This window comes from Fuchsiella alkaliacetigena (genome assembly GCF_023227765.1).
In the GTDB taxonomy this organism is placed as follows: Bacteria; Bacillota; Halanaerobiia; order Halobacteroidales; family Acetohalobiaceae; genus Fuchsiella; species Fuchsiella alkaliacetigena.
Genome location: NZ_JALKBZ010000059.1, coordinates 1 through 13762 on the forward strand (window position 1 = coordinate 1; position 13762 = coordinate 13762).

A 13762-nucleotide genomic window follows, 5' to 3' on the forward strand; every position below is an offset into this window, starting at 1 on the left:
GAGAAAGCCTGGTCAAATGCATTTTTATTTTTGAAATTTACATATTTTTCTTCACAACATTAGTCAGAGATCCAAAATATATTAATATTTAAAGGAGAATTCAAATGCTAATCAAAGAATCAATTAAAAACATAACACAATTAATCGGAGATCCAACTAGAAATGTCCCTGCCGGAGGCCCCATTATTGCCTCCACTGCTCTATTAGGAGTTTCTCTGCTAAAGTTATCCTATAATATTAGTCAAAATGAATGGAGTCCAAATAAAAAAGAAAGACTACAGCAATACCAAGAAAAATTAAATGAACTGGAAAAAGAGTTATTCGTAAAAATGGAAGCAGACTTAACAGCTTATCAAAAAAATCTCGATAATCAAGGCAATAATTCTCAACAGCTTAAGTCAATCATTGCTATCCCCTTAGCTATAGCTAAAATTTCCACTGAACTTCTGCAAATAACTGCTCAATTAAAAGAAGAATTTCATAAAAAAGTTGAAGCTGATCTAAAAATAGCTATTTTAAACCTAAAAGCAAGCCTCAAAGGAGCTTTAAGTATTATCAAAGCTAACTCCCAACTACTCCCCCCTACAGACTCCTATCTCAAACAACTAAAAAGTGAAATAGCTGAATTAAAAGAAAAACTTCAACAGCTTTAATTTTACTAATCATCCTCAGTTAATCTATCTATTAAATCTCCCACTCTCTCTTCTCTCTTTTTTCTTGCTAACTCATCTTTAGTAATATTAACAGAAAGCAGATCCCCTTCCCTTACTTCAGGCGGTAAGTAAGCTAAGGGCCAGTCTAAACTCAAGTTCTCCTCGGGCTGTATTAAAAGTACGGCCCAGTCTCCTTCAATCCGATCTACCACTAACTCCAATTCCATCTTTATTCCCTCCTCAGCTAATAGAAAAATTTACTCCTTTTGAAAAATAAAGATATACTCGTGCTTGAAGATATAAAAGCCTCCCACTAAGGCTCGATAACGCCATAAATTCTTACGCTGTCGTTTAGCCTGAGTATCTTCAAAATTCTTAACCACAATAGACTTTAAGATATAGCCTCTTTTCATTACCTCCTGCATAGAATAAAAACCTAAAGGAATCCACTCACTTCCGGCATACTTGTCTCCAATTATCAAAACTAAATAACGGCCTGACTCTAAAATATCATAAGTATTATCTACTACCTCTCCTAATTTAGTTAAAAAGTCTTTTTGGTTTTGAGCATTAGATAAATCCTCTTTTCGTTCACTAAAACTAATAATGTCCCAGTAAGGCGGATGCATAATCAGTAGCTGTACAGCATCTATCCCCAATTCAGTTAGTCGCTGCTCAAAATCCAATTCAGTACTATCCCCCACCCAAACCTCACTCTGCACTTCCTGACTGTTACTTTCCTGAGCAATTAACTCTTTAGCTTTAGCAGCTACTTCACTCTGTAGTTCAACGCCAATCCCATTTCTACCTAAGCGCTGTGACTCTATTAAAGTAGTACCACTACCTAAAAATGTATCTAAAACCCACTCCCCTTGCTTAGTATATCTTCGTAAAAGTTGATTTGGAATTTGAGGAATAAAGTTTCCGTGATACCAGCCTTGATGCTTACCAGAACTATCCCTTTTCTCTAACAACCACAAACTATCAGTAAGAATATCTTTATATTCTTTCCAACGATTAAGATTTATATCATTAATACTGTTAGTTCTAACTTCAGTTAAAGCTTTAATTAAACGTTCTAGATAGTACTTCATCCTTTTTATACTTTTAGCAGCTAGGATCTGTTCTAATTCGTTAACAAAGTATCTTTCTTCCATTTCTAGATCCAATTTTTGCAGTTCCGTATTATTAATTTGCTCCTTTAAGTCCTTAATTTGATTATCTAACTGCTGTTTATCAGTTATTGTAAGTAGTCCTTTTAATCTATTTACTAATTCATTACCCTTTACCATAACGATCGCTCCGCTAATTAAGATTTAGAAGGCCAAGGCCCGTAATACTGATAGTACTGGCACTCAATTCCCCCATTATATAACTTTCTCCTTTTGCTAGCCTTTTTACCATATAGCTTTTCGAAATTTTGATGAGAAGTTAAAACATAGATAGACCAGGTATCAAGGGGCCTAAATTTATCTCCCATCAGTCTATACAACTCCTCTACCTCTGCTTGAGGAGTCAACCGTTCTCCATAAGGCGGATTAGTAATAATATATCCATACTCTCTATTAGTTGAAAACTGGGCAAAAGGCTTAGTCTGAAAATGAATCCAACCTTCCACCCCTGCTTTCCTAGCGTGATGACGAGCTATACTAAACATCTCGCTATCGATATCAGTACCCATAATTAAACGAGGCTCTAACTCATCTTTAATCGCTGCTTGAGCCTTTTGGCGAGCCTCTTTCCATAAAGAATCCGAAATATTAACCCACTTTTCAGCTGCAAAGCTACGCTGCAAACCCGGAGCTATATTTTTACCCAGCATAGCTGCTTCGATAGGAATAGTTCCTGAACCGCAAAAAGGATCGATTAAGACTCTATCGGGCTCCCATAGACTTAAATAGATCATTCCGGCAGCTATAGTCTCCTGCAAAGGAGCAGGAGTGGAAAGCTCTCGATAACCTCGCTTATGCAGCCCACTGCCGCTAGTATCAATAGTCAAAGTAGCTATATCCTTCTTTAAGGCTACTTCTATAGGATAAAGCGGGCCCTCTTCATTAAACCACTCAATATTATACTTTTCTTGCATATTATCGACTATAGCTTTTTTTACTATAGACTGACAGGTAGGAACACTATGCAGCTCTGAGCTGATAGACTTACCTTGCACCGGAAACTCTGCCTCTTTAGGTAGCCACTCAGCCCAAGGTAAAGCCTTAGTCTTTTCATATAATTCATCAAAATCAGTAGCTTCAAACTCTCCTAGTTTTAAGCGCACCCTCTCAGCTGATCTCAACCACAGATTAGCCTCACAGATAGCACTCAAATCACCAGTGAAGCTCACTTTACCATCTTCTACTTCAATATCTTCAAAACCTAGTTCCTTAACTTCTTCTTTAACTACCCCCTCCAAACCAAAGGTAGTAGTAGCTATTAGTTCAACCTTTTCCATATTCACTTAAACTCCTTCCTTAATATTGACTCCTGCTTCTTCAAGTTCCTCCAGTGCTTGGTATATATCACCGGGATTAGCCCCTACACCCTTAGTAGCTTTCTCTAATAAATTAACCTTAAATCCGGCCTCTATTCCGTCCAAAGCTGTAAATTTAACACAAAAATCCAGAGCCAAACCACAAACATCGATTTCTTCAATTCCTAGTCCCTTTAATAAAGCAGCTAATCCTAAGTCCTTACCATTATTTTCTCGAAAAGCAGAATAACTATCCACTTCTAGATCAGTACCTTTGCGAATTATATAATCGAAGTTTTCACTATTAATCTCAGGGTGAAATTCAGCTCCCTGACTACCTTGACGGCAATGAACCGGCCATAATAAAGGCCCTATTCCCTGTTCATTGCTGTAACGTGCAAAAGGCTCTCGATCTAAATTAACAGCAAAGCTAAGGTGCTCCTGGGGATGCCAGTCCTGCGAAGCAACTACTAATTTATAGTCTTCACTAGCTAAAAGCTTATTAATCACTACATTGATTTCCTCAGCATCAGGAACTGGCAAAGAGCCTTGACTATAAAAATCATTTTGTACATCTATTACTAACAAAGCTTTATTCATTCTCTCTCCTCCTTTGCAGGTATATTGAGGCCTATAAATTAAAAATCAATACCTGATACTGAAATCACTGAACTCGTCTTGATGCTCCTCATCTATAACTTCCATCTCCTCTACTTTACCCATCCGGGGCCCTTTTTTAGCTAACTCAAGCATCTCCCGTACTCTATCTTCTGCTCCTACAAAGACAGCCTCTACTCTACCGTCGATTAGATTCTTTGCCCAACCGGATAAGTTAAGCATCCTAGCTTTACGTCGCAAATAAGCTCGAAAACCAACTCCTTGTACTCTCCCACTTAGAAAAATACGTTTGCGTATCTTTTCGGCCATCTTTATCACTCCTCCATTAATTGCTTTTTTTATAATTTCTCCTTCAAAGAATTTTTCCCTGCAATAAATGTGAATAATAAAGTAAAAAGCTCTACTCCCTTGAAGATATTTTCAAGAGAATAGAGCTTTAAAATAACTAAATTAGTAATTTTCAGCTTCAACTTCAAAGAAGGACTTAGGATGAGCACAAGCAGGACATTTTTCCGGCGCCTTTTTATTCTCAATCAGGTAACCGCAGTTTCTACACTCCCAAGTTACTTCTTCATCCTTTTCAAATACCTTTCCTTCTTCTAGGTTTTTAAGTAGCTCCTTATAGCGTTCCTCGTGAGCCTTTTCAATATCAGCTAGCATTTCAAACATACGAGCACACTTTTTAAAGCCCTCTTCCTTAGCTTCTTCGGCCATGCGAGGGTACATATCAGTCCACTCTTCATTTTCTCCCTCAGCAGCAGCCTTTAAGTTTTCAGCAGTATCGCCGATTTTACCTAAGGCCTTTAAGTGCATCTTAGCGTGGGCCCGCTCATTTTCAGCAGTCTTTAAGAAAAAGTCAGCAATCTGATTATAGCCTTCTTTCTTAGCTACCGCTGCAAAGAAAGTATACTTGTTTCTAGCTTGAGACTCTCCAGCAAAGGCTTCCCAAAGATTCTTTTCAGTCTTAGTTCCTTTTAAATCGCTCATCAATAGATCACTCCCTAAGTATTAGTCTTTAAACAGTCTTCCAAAGTCCATGTAAGTTACAGTAAGCTCTAACCTCATAATCAAGATCAGTATCAAGCTTAAACTCGGCTTCAGCCGGGCCCGCAGTCTCTAACTCTGCTCTCAATACCTGCTCCGAAGTTAAGACCTCAATAAACTGGATATAGTGCTTCTCCTCCATCGGATGAGCTACACTGCCTACTTTAATTAACAGACCTTCGTCTGTTTCTTCCACTACCGGTAGATGTTTTTCCTGCCCTTCTTCTTCCACCTTCAGCTCCAGCTTATCCATCGGCTGCTTACAGCAGACCAAAGCCGGGGCTCCAGCATGAAGGATTTCAATTACATTTCCACAGATCTCACATTTATATACTTCCCTCAATTGAGTCATTATAACTCTCCTTTTAGCTTATTAGTTATACTCTCTAAATCATCAGCAGTCGGTATATACTGAGCCTTAACACTATCTAAAAGCTCAAAACCACACTCAGTAAATACTTTTTCTACCTGCTTAACACTTTGACCGCCCCAACCATAGGAACCAAAGGCTAAGCCAACTCTATCTTGCGGAGCTAAACCCTTTAGATAGGTTAAAAAGGAAGCCACCGTAGGGAATAGACCGTTATTTAAGGTAGGGGAGCCTACACAAATATACTCCGCCTCGATAACCTCGGTCATAATATCGGAAATATGGTTATCGTTTAAACTCATCACAGTCGCTTTAATCCCCTGAGCATCAAAGGCAGAATAGACCGCCTGAGCCAGTTTTTCAGTAGAGCCCCACATAGAGTCGTAAACAATAACTGCCTTCTCCTCGGTTTCATTACTAGCCCACTTTTGATACTCTTCAATAATTTCCTGAATATAAGTACGCCAGATAACCCCATGCGAAGGAGCTATCATCTCAATTTCCAGTCCCGATAAAGCCTCTAGAGCCTTCATTACCTGTCTACCGTAAGGAAGAACTATATTAGCAAAGTACTTTTTAGCCTCTTCAATTAAAATTTCATAGGGAAGCTGATCATCAAACCTATGCCAATCAGCAAAATGCTGTCCAAAGGCATCATTGCCAAAGAGTATCTTCTCTGATGGCAAATAACTAACCATGTTATCCGGCCAATGAACCATCGGCGTCAAAGCAAAGCTAAGGCTCCTTTGACCTAAGTCCAAGCTATCCCCATTGTCTACTATTTGGTAGTCCCAGTCCTGCTGATAATGCATCTCCAGTCCTGCTTTTCCTTTAGCAGAAGTAACAATCTGTGCTTCAGTAGCCACCTCTTTAAGAGCAGGTAAGCCGCCGGAATGATCCATTTCTACGTGGTTAGAGATAATATAATCTATCTTAGCTGGATCGATGACTTTAGCAATCCGTTGCAGCATCTCCTCAGTATGGTTCTCTTTAACAGTATCGATTAAGGTAATTTTCTCATCCACAATCAAATAAGCATTATAAGTAGAACCACGCTGAGTTAAATAACCGTGAAAATTTCTAACATTCCAATCAATAGCACCTACCCAATAAACATCTTCGGTTAATTTTACTGCTTCCAAATTACTCGTCCTCCTCAAAATCTTCTTTGCCTACTCCACAAAGTGGACATACCCAGTCTTCAGGTAAATTATCAAAAGAAGTACCTGGCTCTATATCAGCAGCTGGATCACCTTCCTCAGGATCATAAACATAACCACATACAGTACAACGATACTTTGCCATTCCATTCACCTCCTTATAATCCATACTCACTCTTATTAATATTAATATCAATTAACACTTACTATATAATTATTACTATATAAAAGTTAAAACTCCTGCTAGAATATACTTAAAAAGTTAATTTTTTTATAAGCAGCTAGTAAGCCAGTAAAGACAATTATCTTTTAGCTCCAAGCTCAAAGCGCCGTCTTTTTTTAAATGACTGAGAAAGGCTGTAACTCCAGTCTTAAGTAAATAGTACTGCTGAGCAGTTTCGATCTCAATTCCATAACTACTAGTTAACTCCTTTAATACTTCCTCAGTACTTTTAGCTACCTCAAGCATAGTCAAGATTTGCTCCTCAATCTGATTAATTAAAGCTAGATTCTCAGCTATTAAGTCTTGAGGATTCTCTCTCACTTTACCGTGACCAGATACATAGTAGCTATACTCACTAGCCAAAAGAAACTGCAAAGTCTCTTTAGCCTGAGTTATATTTACGTGAAAAGGAATCTTATGCTTAGCTAAAACTGCCTTGCTAAAAAAGGAGTCAGCACAGAAGATAATATTGTCAAACACCACTCCTAATTGATTAAAAGAATGGCCCGGTAGTTCGATTATTTGCAGTTCCACTTCTGTAAAACTCAACTTGTCCTCTTCAATAATCCGATCTACCTGGGCCGGCGCTCCCAATAAAAACTTATTCTCCAACTCGCTAATAGGAGCTGCTCCCGAAAAAAGATAAAGTGGCTCCAGTTGAGGATACTCTATAACTGCTGACTCCAAAGCCGGAGCATAAACCTCCAGTTCAGTCTCTGTTTGTAAATAAGCAGTACCTCCGTAGTGATCAGCATGGGAGTGAGTATTGATTAAGGCCTTAGGTTCTAAGCTTCGGGCCCGCAACAACTGCAAAGCCTGCTTAGCTGTAGCCCCATCCAAACCACTATCTATCAAAATCACTCCATCTACATCCACAATCACTCCTATATTAACCTTATTCCCCAAAATATATACCTGTTCTGTTAACTGCTCTAACTCCATTCTTCACTTCCTCACTTTCTCATTAAATTAAACAAAGCGAAAAACGCCTTAAACAGGCGTTTTTTAATTAAGAAAAAGCTTTAATAAAGCGCTCTCTAGACCGATCATAGCTTTTTTCTACTTCCGGAGGAAAAAAGCAAGCAGGAAGTTCATCGTTCTGGCGATGATGTCTAACACAAGCGCAGCAGTTCCCTTGTCTAGGACAATCATCATAAGTACAAGCACAACTTTCTAAGTTTTCTTGAGCATTGTCACATTCAGACATCTTAAGTCCCTCCTTTAAGATATACTTAAAATTATAGTTTCTTTATCGAAACAGAAAATCCTTTATTTATCCGCTGGAGAGTTAAAATGATCATAACCGCCTGCCACAAGCTGCTCCTTAGTATCTCCTCTCTGAAGGACTAAGCCTGCTGACTGAGAAGTTGCCCGTCCGATAGTATAAAGAGGGTGCTGGAACTTTTCTTTAAATGCTTGTTTAAGCTCCTTAACTGCTGATTTAGAACAGGTGAATACAAGTTGAAAATCCTCGCCGCCAAATAGGGCCCAATCCAAAAAGCTTTCTTCCATCTGCTCCGCTAAAGACTTAACCGAATCCAAAACTGGAATTTGCTCCGCCCAAAGTTCAACTCCTACTTGACTAGCCTCAGCTATTTCCTGAACCTCACTAACTAACCCATCGCTAATATCATTCATAGAAGTTATTCGGCCAGTTTTAGCCAAAAAGCGACCTTCTTTAAGCCGCGGAGCAGGCTCTAAATGCTGGCTAAGTAGAGCAGAATATTTCTCATTTTTAGAATAACCTCGCTTAATCAACTCTAAGCCAGCCTTTGAAGCTCCTAAACTACCAGTCACTAATACCAAATCACCTACCTCAGCTCCTGAGCGAAGAGTAAGCTCTGCCGGAGCTACCTGACCTAAAACAGTTACACTAATGACTAACCCTTCTTTCACTGAAACAGTATCCCCGCCTAAAAGATTAGCCTGATACTCCTTACAAAGAAACTTAATACCACGATATATCTCTTCAACATACTCCACTTCAGTACTTCCAGGTACAGCTAAAGAAACTAAAATCCCAGTTGGCACTCCTCCCATTGCTGCTAAGTCACTAAAATTAATTGCTACAGCTTTATAACCTAACTGCCAAGGAGTAATTTTTCTTCGTAAAAAGTGAACCCCTTCCACCATAGTATCCACCGCCGAAAGCAAATACTTTTCTCCCTCTAGCTTCTCTACAGCAGCATCATCGCCAATTCCTTGTACTACTCGTTTGGGACTATAAATAGAGTTCTCTTTAATTTTATCTATTAGTGCAAACTCACCTAAATCTGCTATTTTCATAGACTACCCGCTCTCCTCTATTCAAGACTATTTTACCAACTCTAAAATCTGCTTAAACTGCTCACCAACACCTACCTCCAATAACTCAAATAAAGCCATCTCCGTACTGCTTAACTCAGCTCCTAAATCCCCCATTCTAGCTAAGCCAACTTTCTTATCACTAAGCTTTCTAGAAGAGACAGCATCACTAAGCACCTGCACTCCATAATCTAAGTCCAGTAAATCCCTAACAGTCTGATAAACACAGATATGAGTCTCAATTCCTACTACTAAAAGATTCTGAGAGCCTAAAGACTCCAAACGCTGTTTAAACTCCTGATTACCACAGGCACTAAAGCTAGTTTTAGCTATAGGCTGACTATCCTCAAACAGCTCTGCCACTTCAGATATAGTTTCTCCTAATCCTTGCGGATACTGTTCTAGCCAAATAATAGGTAGATCTAAAATCTGAGCTCCCTTAATCACTTTCTCCAAATTCTCAAATAATAAGTCCTGTTCATACATTGACCTAGCTAGTTTCCCCTGAACATCAACCACTACCAAAGCCGTCTCCTCTATCTTAAACATAAAATCACCTCTACCTCTTATTTTAAACCCTTCTCCTATCTTTTGCAAATACTTAATTCATAGGCGTTAACTTAAAACATATTTCTCCAGTTAAAACACAAGTTCAAAAAATAAAAAACCACCTTTTCAGGTGATTATAACATTATTCTGATTATATTAATCTATTCTTTAAGCGACAAGGAAGGGGTTGCCCCCAAAACTTCAGTCGTAGTAAGCCGTTTAACAGAAGACTGCAACTCTTTATAAAGCTCTTCATCTTCTTCAGTAAATGATTCTAAATCCAATTCCTCTTCTAATTTAGTAGCCTTTTCCAAAATCCTTTCAGCATCTTCCTGAGTAGCTGCATCCCTCAACTTTTCAACTAATGCTTTTAATTGATTAAGAGTTTCTTGATTTGAAGATTCAGTATCTGCTCCCTCGCTTTCAGGTAACTCTTCCCTTACTTCAGCCAATTTATCTTCATACTTTACCGCTAATTCCAAATCAGCAGGATTAGCTTGTCCAGAAAAGGTACTCAAAACCTGATCAGCCTCTTCTAAATAACTTTTCTTTTTTTGTACATCCTCTGTTGCAGCTACTTCCTCAAATAGATGAGTAACATATCTTTCGAAAGTCTGCGGATCTGCTGGCTGATTATCAAATTTATCCTTTAAGACCAGCTTAGTTAATATATTATTATCTCCCAGTTTAGAATTTTTCAACTGTTCAATATACTCATCCTCCGTCTTTTCTTGTTCCTGAGACTGATCATCATCATTGCTAAATTTCTTCATAAAAGCAAGGATCTCTTCCAGCTTTTCATCTTTTATAGAAATCTTCTCCTCAATTTTAAGTATATAAAAAAACAGAATTAAAGTTGCTAATAAATTTACTATTGTTAATAAGATCAACATTCTACCACTCCTTTAAAAAATAAAGCCCTTTTTACTCTTAGATTTATTTTGGTTGTTCTCGCAGCTCATTGTTGATATCCTTACGCCGCTTCCAAACAAAGCCTATTGGTTCATTAACTAATTCCTTTTCTTGCTCACCTTGACTTACAGAATAACGCAGAAATTTACCATCTGTTTTTGGAATTAAAGTAGTATATCCTGTTTTAGATAGCTTAGAATCAGCAAATTTAAAGCCTTTTTCTTTTTCGGCAACTGAAGAATGACCTCCAGTATATCGTCTTTGTACTTCCTTTAAAAAATCTTTACAATCGGAGTGGCTTTTAATTACTCTATCTTTAAACTGCAACCACTTAATAGCCTTTTCTTGCTGGCTAAAAGTCTTTAATTCTACATAAATTGGTTTTTCTATCTGCCTTTGTTTATCAAACTTAAACTCAACTCTATATACATATAACAACGGAAAAGCTGAACCAGTAGACCAACCTAAAAGATAATCAATATTATTTTTGCTAATTAACTTTTTTTGCTTTGCATATTCATTAGCCCCTTCATCATACATTAAGTTAATACCATAATTATCCCAAAAAATCGATTTAAGTCCGCTCAGTGAATTAGGTTTAAACTTGCCAACAATAAAGTTTTCCATTATATCAAATTCCTCCTCCATAGCTTATTTAATCAACAAATTCAAATCTATACTGTTGCTCTTTATGATTAACCTCTGTAAAAAAAGTCTCTAATGGCCTAGCATATATCGGAAAGTCTCTTTTTAACGAGCTAAGCATTTCCCTTACTTCCCAGCCAGAGTTTTTAACAATTAATTCCCCTTTTGAATTCTTAGCTAGATAATCATTTAAAAAACACTTTCGTAACTCCATTTCCTTAAAAACTAATATTGCCTCCCCAGTTTCAGCATGCTCAGCAACACATACTAAATTAAGACATTGAGTATCGGTATCAAAATGAAGGGGGATTAGCTCTTCACTTGCTGGCTGATAGATTACTAACTCCCTTAAGCTTTCTGCATACTTAGCTATACACAACACTCTATACTTTTTCCCCTCGCAATGTCTAACTACTGGTCGCTCTTCTATTCTCTCGCTTAAAATATTAATTAGTTCATCCATCAAAATCCTCCTTAGAGAAAATTTAGCTAATAATATATGTTAGTACTACACCAATATTTTACCACAAAAGCTTAAGCTTTAAAAGACCTTATCTCAATATTATTACTATTAATCCAGTAAATATAATCAAAGGTCTACCCAATTGGATAGACCTTTCAATTCATTGATCTATTTTTAAAAACTTGGACTTTTTACCCTTTCCCAAGCAATCATACCTCCAGATAAATTATAAACTTTACTAAATCCACGTTTTGCTAAAAAATTACCGGCCTGTCCACTACGATTACCACTCCTACAAACCAGAAGAATCTTTTGCTCTGAATCTAACTGTTGGTAGTCCTTCTTCAATTCAGCTAAAGGCATCAACTCTGCTCCCGAAATATGTCCTGACTCGAACTCATAAGCTTCTCTAACATCGATAATCAGTACTTCCTCCTCAACTATCATCTCTTGAGCCTTAAATACATCTATATCTCGATAATCATTATTGCTAACTAAAATAAATAAAGCAAATATAGAACAAGCAACTATCAAAAGCAGTCCTATTTTTCCTAGCTTCTTTAGCATTTTTCACTCTCCTTAAACTAAGAGCAGAGATAGTTTCCTACCTCTGCTCTATGCTAATCTGATATTAATTCTTTTAACTGCTCCTTACTAGCCAATCCTACCTGTTTATCTACAACTTCGCCCTCAGCAAATAAAATTAAAGTAGGGATACTCATTACTCCATATTCAGAAGCCAAGTTTTGATTATCATCTACATTTACTTTAGTTATCTTAACTTGCTCAGCACACTCTTCAGCTAACTCTTCTAAAATTGGAGCTAACTGCTTACACGGCCCGCACCAAGGAGCCCAAAAATCCACTAAAACCTTTTTTTCACTTTCCAAAACTTCAGCTGCAAAGTTACTCTCTTGTAGTTCAATTACATTTTCTTCAGCCATAATTCAATTCCTCCTTATTCAACCTTATAATAGTATTAAGTAAGTTATTCTACAAAAGCAAAGTTTTCCCTTTTTCTATATTAATTAAATCAATCTGATAGCCTTATTATCACAATGTCTCTTACATTTCCCACAGCCAGTACAAAGTTGATTAACATATATCTTTCCATCTTCAAACTTGATAGCCTCTTTGCTACAGTGCTGCCTAGCACTACAGTCTTCAGACTGATTACATGCCTCTAAGTCAATATAAGCTCGCTTTATCATTCAGTGATCCCCCTCCCCTACAACGGGGTGTTTACTGTAATTATATATAGTATTTCAGCTTCTGTCAAGTAAACTTAATACTCGATTTTAACCTGTATTTAATACTAACTTTGCTCCCGCAGCCAACAAAATTACTCCTGCTAATTTAGTCCAGTGAAAAGGAACAGTATCTAAACCCCAAAACCCAAAGTGATCTATAATAGCAGCCGTAGTTACCTGCCCTACAATAATACTAGCCGTAGCATTAGCTACTCCTAACTTAGGAATAGTGACCACCACCGTATAGATAATAATTACATTTAGGATACCTCCGACATAGACATACCAAGGAGCCTCAGTTAAATTGCCGAAGTCTCCTTTATTTAAATTCAATAAAAAGATAATAACTGCTATTAAGCTAGTACCAATAACATGAACTACAAAATTGGCTTCCCATAAGCCGGTTATCTCTCCTAAAACAGAGTTCAAAGAACCTTGAATGGCCATAGTTATCCCAGCAACTAAAGCTACTAATAAAAATAATATTTCAGGCATTATTTGTATATCTCCTTTGATAAGTTTATTGCTTTTTCAACTATCACCATTATTATCTCTTTTAAATCTATTTATATACATCTTTATCTTCTGCAAGTACATGCTCTAAACCCTGACTAAATAGTTTTAAAATATGATCATCAATTAATGAATAGTAAACCGACCTACCCTCTTTGCGATATTTAACTAAGTTTAAGTTTCTTAAAAGCCTTAGCTGATGAGAAACTGCCGAAGAACTGACTTCCAAAAGCTCTGATATATCACAGACACAGAGTTCAACATTACTTAGAGCATGAATAATCTTAATTCGAGTAGGATCGCCTAAGACTTTAAAGGTTTCAGCTAACTTGAGTATTATTTCTTCGGATAGTTCTCTATCCTTGATCAACTCAATATTTTCTTTGTGAAGTTCATGAACTTCACAGCTTAAACACTTCTCCTTTTCAGGCATGTAATTAATCAACTCCTTTATAATACCTTGATTTTCATTATATAACAGCACTGATTTAGATGTCAATTATCTAAACTACAGTTTCAGGGCAATCGCAAGAAAGAACTCTAAAATAGATTTAATTTCTTCCCTTTAAGATGCTATAATTAAAAGCAAAA

22 protein-coding genes are annotated in these 13762 nt (G+C 37.2%); 1 reads left to right on the forward strand and 21 read right to left on the reverse strand.

Annotated features, from left to right (window positions below; genetic code table 11):
* Positions 1-104: 104 nt before the first annotated feature.
* Positions 105-653 carry a cyclodeaminase/cyclohydrolase family protein gene (locus MWH30_RS12045; protein WP_248664339.1) on the forward strand — a complete coding sequence of 183 codons (549 nt, stop codon included), beginning with the start codon at positions 105-107 and terminating at the stop codon, positions 651-653.
* Between the two features lie 5 nt (positions 654-658).
* On the opposite strand, the gene MWH30_RS12050 is transcribed toward MWH30_RS12045, so the two are convergent.
* The 21 genes from MWH30_RS12050 to MWH30_RS12150 form a co-directional block, all read right to left on the reverse strand.
* A complete protein-coding gene (locus MWH30_RS12050) occupies positions 659-880 on the reverse strand; it encodes a DUF3006 domain-containing protein (RefSeq protein ID WP_248664340.1) in 222 nt (73 codons plus the stop codon).
* Between the two features lie 30 nt (positions 881-910).
* On the reverse strand, positions 911-1945 hold the full coding sequence (locus tag MWH30_RS12055; RefSeq protein WP_248664341.1) for a DNA methyltransferase: 1035 nt from the start codon (positions 1943-1945) through the stop codon (positions 911-913).
* A 17-nt stretch (positions 1946-1962) separates the two neighbouring features.
* The gene (locus MWH30_RS12060; RefSeq protein WP_248664342.1) at positions 1963-3102 is read right to left on the reverse strand and encodes a THUMP domain-containing class I SAM-dependent RNA methyltransferase; all 1140 of its coding nucleotides are present in this window, start codon (positions 3100-3102) and stop codon (positions 1963-1965) included.
* Positions 3103-3108: 6 nt separating this feature from the next.
* On the reverse strand, positions 3109-3720 hold the full coding sequence (pncA, locus tag MWH30_RS12065) for a bifunctional nicotinamidase/pyrazinamidase (RefSeq protein WP_248664343.1): 612 nt from the start codon (positions 3718-3720) through the stop codon (positions 3109-3111).
* A 45-nt stretch (positions 3721-3765) separates the two neighbouring features.
* Positions 3766-4047 (reverse strand): acylphosphatase, encoded by a 282-nt coding sequence (locus tag MWH30_RS12070; RefSeq protein WP_248664344.1) that lies wholly within the window; start codon positions 4045-4047, stop codon positions 3766-3768.
* 141 nt (positions 4048-4188) lie between these two features.
* The gene (rbr, locus tag MWH30_RS12075) at positions 4189-4725 is read right to left on the reverse strand and encodes a rubrerythrin (protein ID WP_248664345.1); all 537 of its coding nucleotides are present in this window, start codon (positions 4723-4725) and stop codon (positions 4189-4191) included.
* A 28-nt stretch (positions 4726-4753) separates the two neighbouring features.
* Complete coding sequence (locus tag MWH30_RS12080; protein ID WP_248664346.1) at positions 4754-5134, reverse strand: desulfoferrodoxin; 381 nt, start codon at positions 5132-5134, stop codon at positions 4754-4756.
* On the reverse strand, positions 5134-6294 hold the full coding sequence (locus MWH30_RS12085; protein ID WP_248664347.1) for an FprA family A-type flavoprotein: 1161 nt from the start codon (positions 6292-6294) through the stop codon (positions 5134-5136). The genes MWH30_RS12080 and MWH30_RS12085 overlap by 1 nt, the downstream gene beginning before the upstream one ends.
* Position 6295: 1 nt before the next feature.
* Positions 6296-6457 (reverse strand): rubredoxin, encoded by a 162-nt coding sequence (rd, locus tag MWH30_RS12090; protein WP_248664348.1) that lies wholly within the window; start codon positions 6455-6457, stop codon positions 6296-6298.
* Between the two features lie 126 nt (positions 6458-6583).
* A complete protein-coding gene (locus MWH30_RS12095) occupies positions 6584-7477 on the reverse strand; it encodes an MBL fold metallo-hydrolase (protein ID WP_248664349.1) in 894 nt (297 codons plus the stop codon).
* 67 nt (positions 7478-7544) lie between these two features.
* Positions 7545-7742, reverse strand: a complete 198-nt coding sequence (locus MWH30_RS12100; RefSeq protein WP_248664350.1) for a DUF6485 family protein — start codon at positions 7740-7742, stop codon at positions 7545-7547.
* Positions 7743-7804: 62 nt separating this feature from the next.
* The gene (gene thiL / locus MWH30_RS12105; protein ID WP_248664351.1) at positions 7805-8821 is read right to left on the reverse strand and encodes a thiamine-phosphate kinase; all 1017 of its coding nucleotides are present in this window, start codon (positions 8819-8821) and stop codon (positions 7805-7807) included.
* A 27-nt stretch (positions 8822-8848) separates the two neighbouring features.
* Positions 8849-9388 (reverse strand): hydrolase, encoded by a 540-nt coding sequence (locus MWH30_RS12110; RefSeq protein ID WP_248664352.1) that lies wholly within the window; start codon positions 9386-9388, stop codon positions 8849-8851.
* Positions 9389-9549: 161 nt separating this feature from the next.
* Positions 9550-10281 carry a hypothetical protein gene (locus tag MWH30_RS12115; protein WP_248664353.1) on the reverse strand — a complete coding sequence of 244 codons (732 nt, stop codon included), beginning with the start codon at positions 10279-10281 and terminating at the stop codon, positions 9550-9552.
* 43 nt (positions 10282-10324) lie between these two features.
* Positions 10325-10927 (reverse strand): hypothetical protein, encoded by a 603-nt coding sequence (locus MWH30_RS12120; RefSeq protein ID WP_248664354.1) that lies wholly within the window; start codon positions 10925-10927, stop codon positions 10325-10327.
* Positions 10928-10955: 28 nt separating this feature from the next.
* A complete protein-coding gene (locus MWH30_RS12125) occupies positions 10956-11408 on the reverse strand; it encodes a DUF1653 domain-containing protein (protein WP_248664355.1) in 453 nt (150 codons plus the stop codon).
* Between the two features lie 174 nt (positions 11409-11582).
* Positions 11583-11975 carry a rhodanese-like domain-containing protein gene (locus tag MWH30_RS12130; protein ID WP_248664356.1) on the reverse strand — a complete coding sequence of 131 codons (393 nt, stop codon included), beginning with the start codon at positions 11973-11975 and terminating at the stop codon, positions 11583-11585.
* 53 nt (positions 11976-12028) lie between these two features.
* The gene (gene trxA, locus MWH30_RS12135) at positions 12029-12352 is read right to left on the reverse strand and encodes a thioredoxin (RefSeq protein WP_248664357.1); all 324 of its coding nucleotides are present in this window, start codon (positions 12350-12352) and stop codon (positions 12029-12031) included.
* An 84-nt stretch (positions 12353-12436) separates the two neighbouring features.
* Entirely contained in the window at positions 12437-12619 is a 183-nt protein-coding gene (locus MWH30_RS12140) for a 4Fe-4S binding protein (protein ID WP_248664358.1), read from the reverse strand.
* Between the two features lie 87 nt (positions 12620-12706).
* Complete coding sequence (locus tag MWH30_RS12145) at positions 12707-13153, reverse strand: DMT family transporter (protein WP_248664359.1); 447 nt, start codon at positions 13151-13153, stop codon at positions 12707-12709.
* Between the two features lie 67 nt (positions 13154-13220).
* Positions 13221-13604, reverse strand: a complete 384-nt coding sequence (locus MWH30_RS12150) for an ArsR/SmtB family transcription factor (protein WP_248664360.1) — start codon at positions 13602-13604, stop codon at positions 13221-13223.
* Positions 13605-13762: the final 158 nt, after the last annotated feature.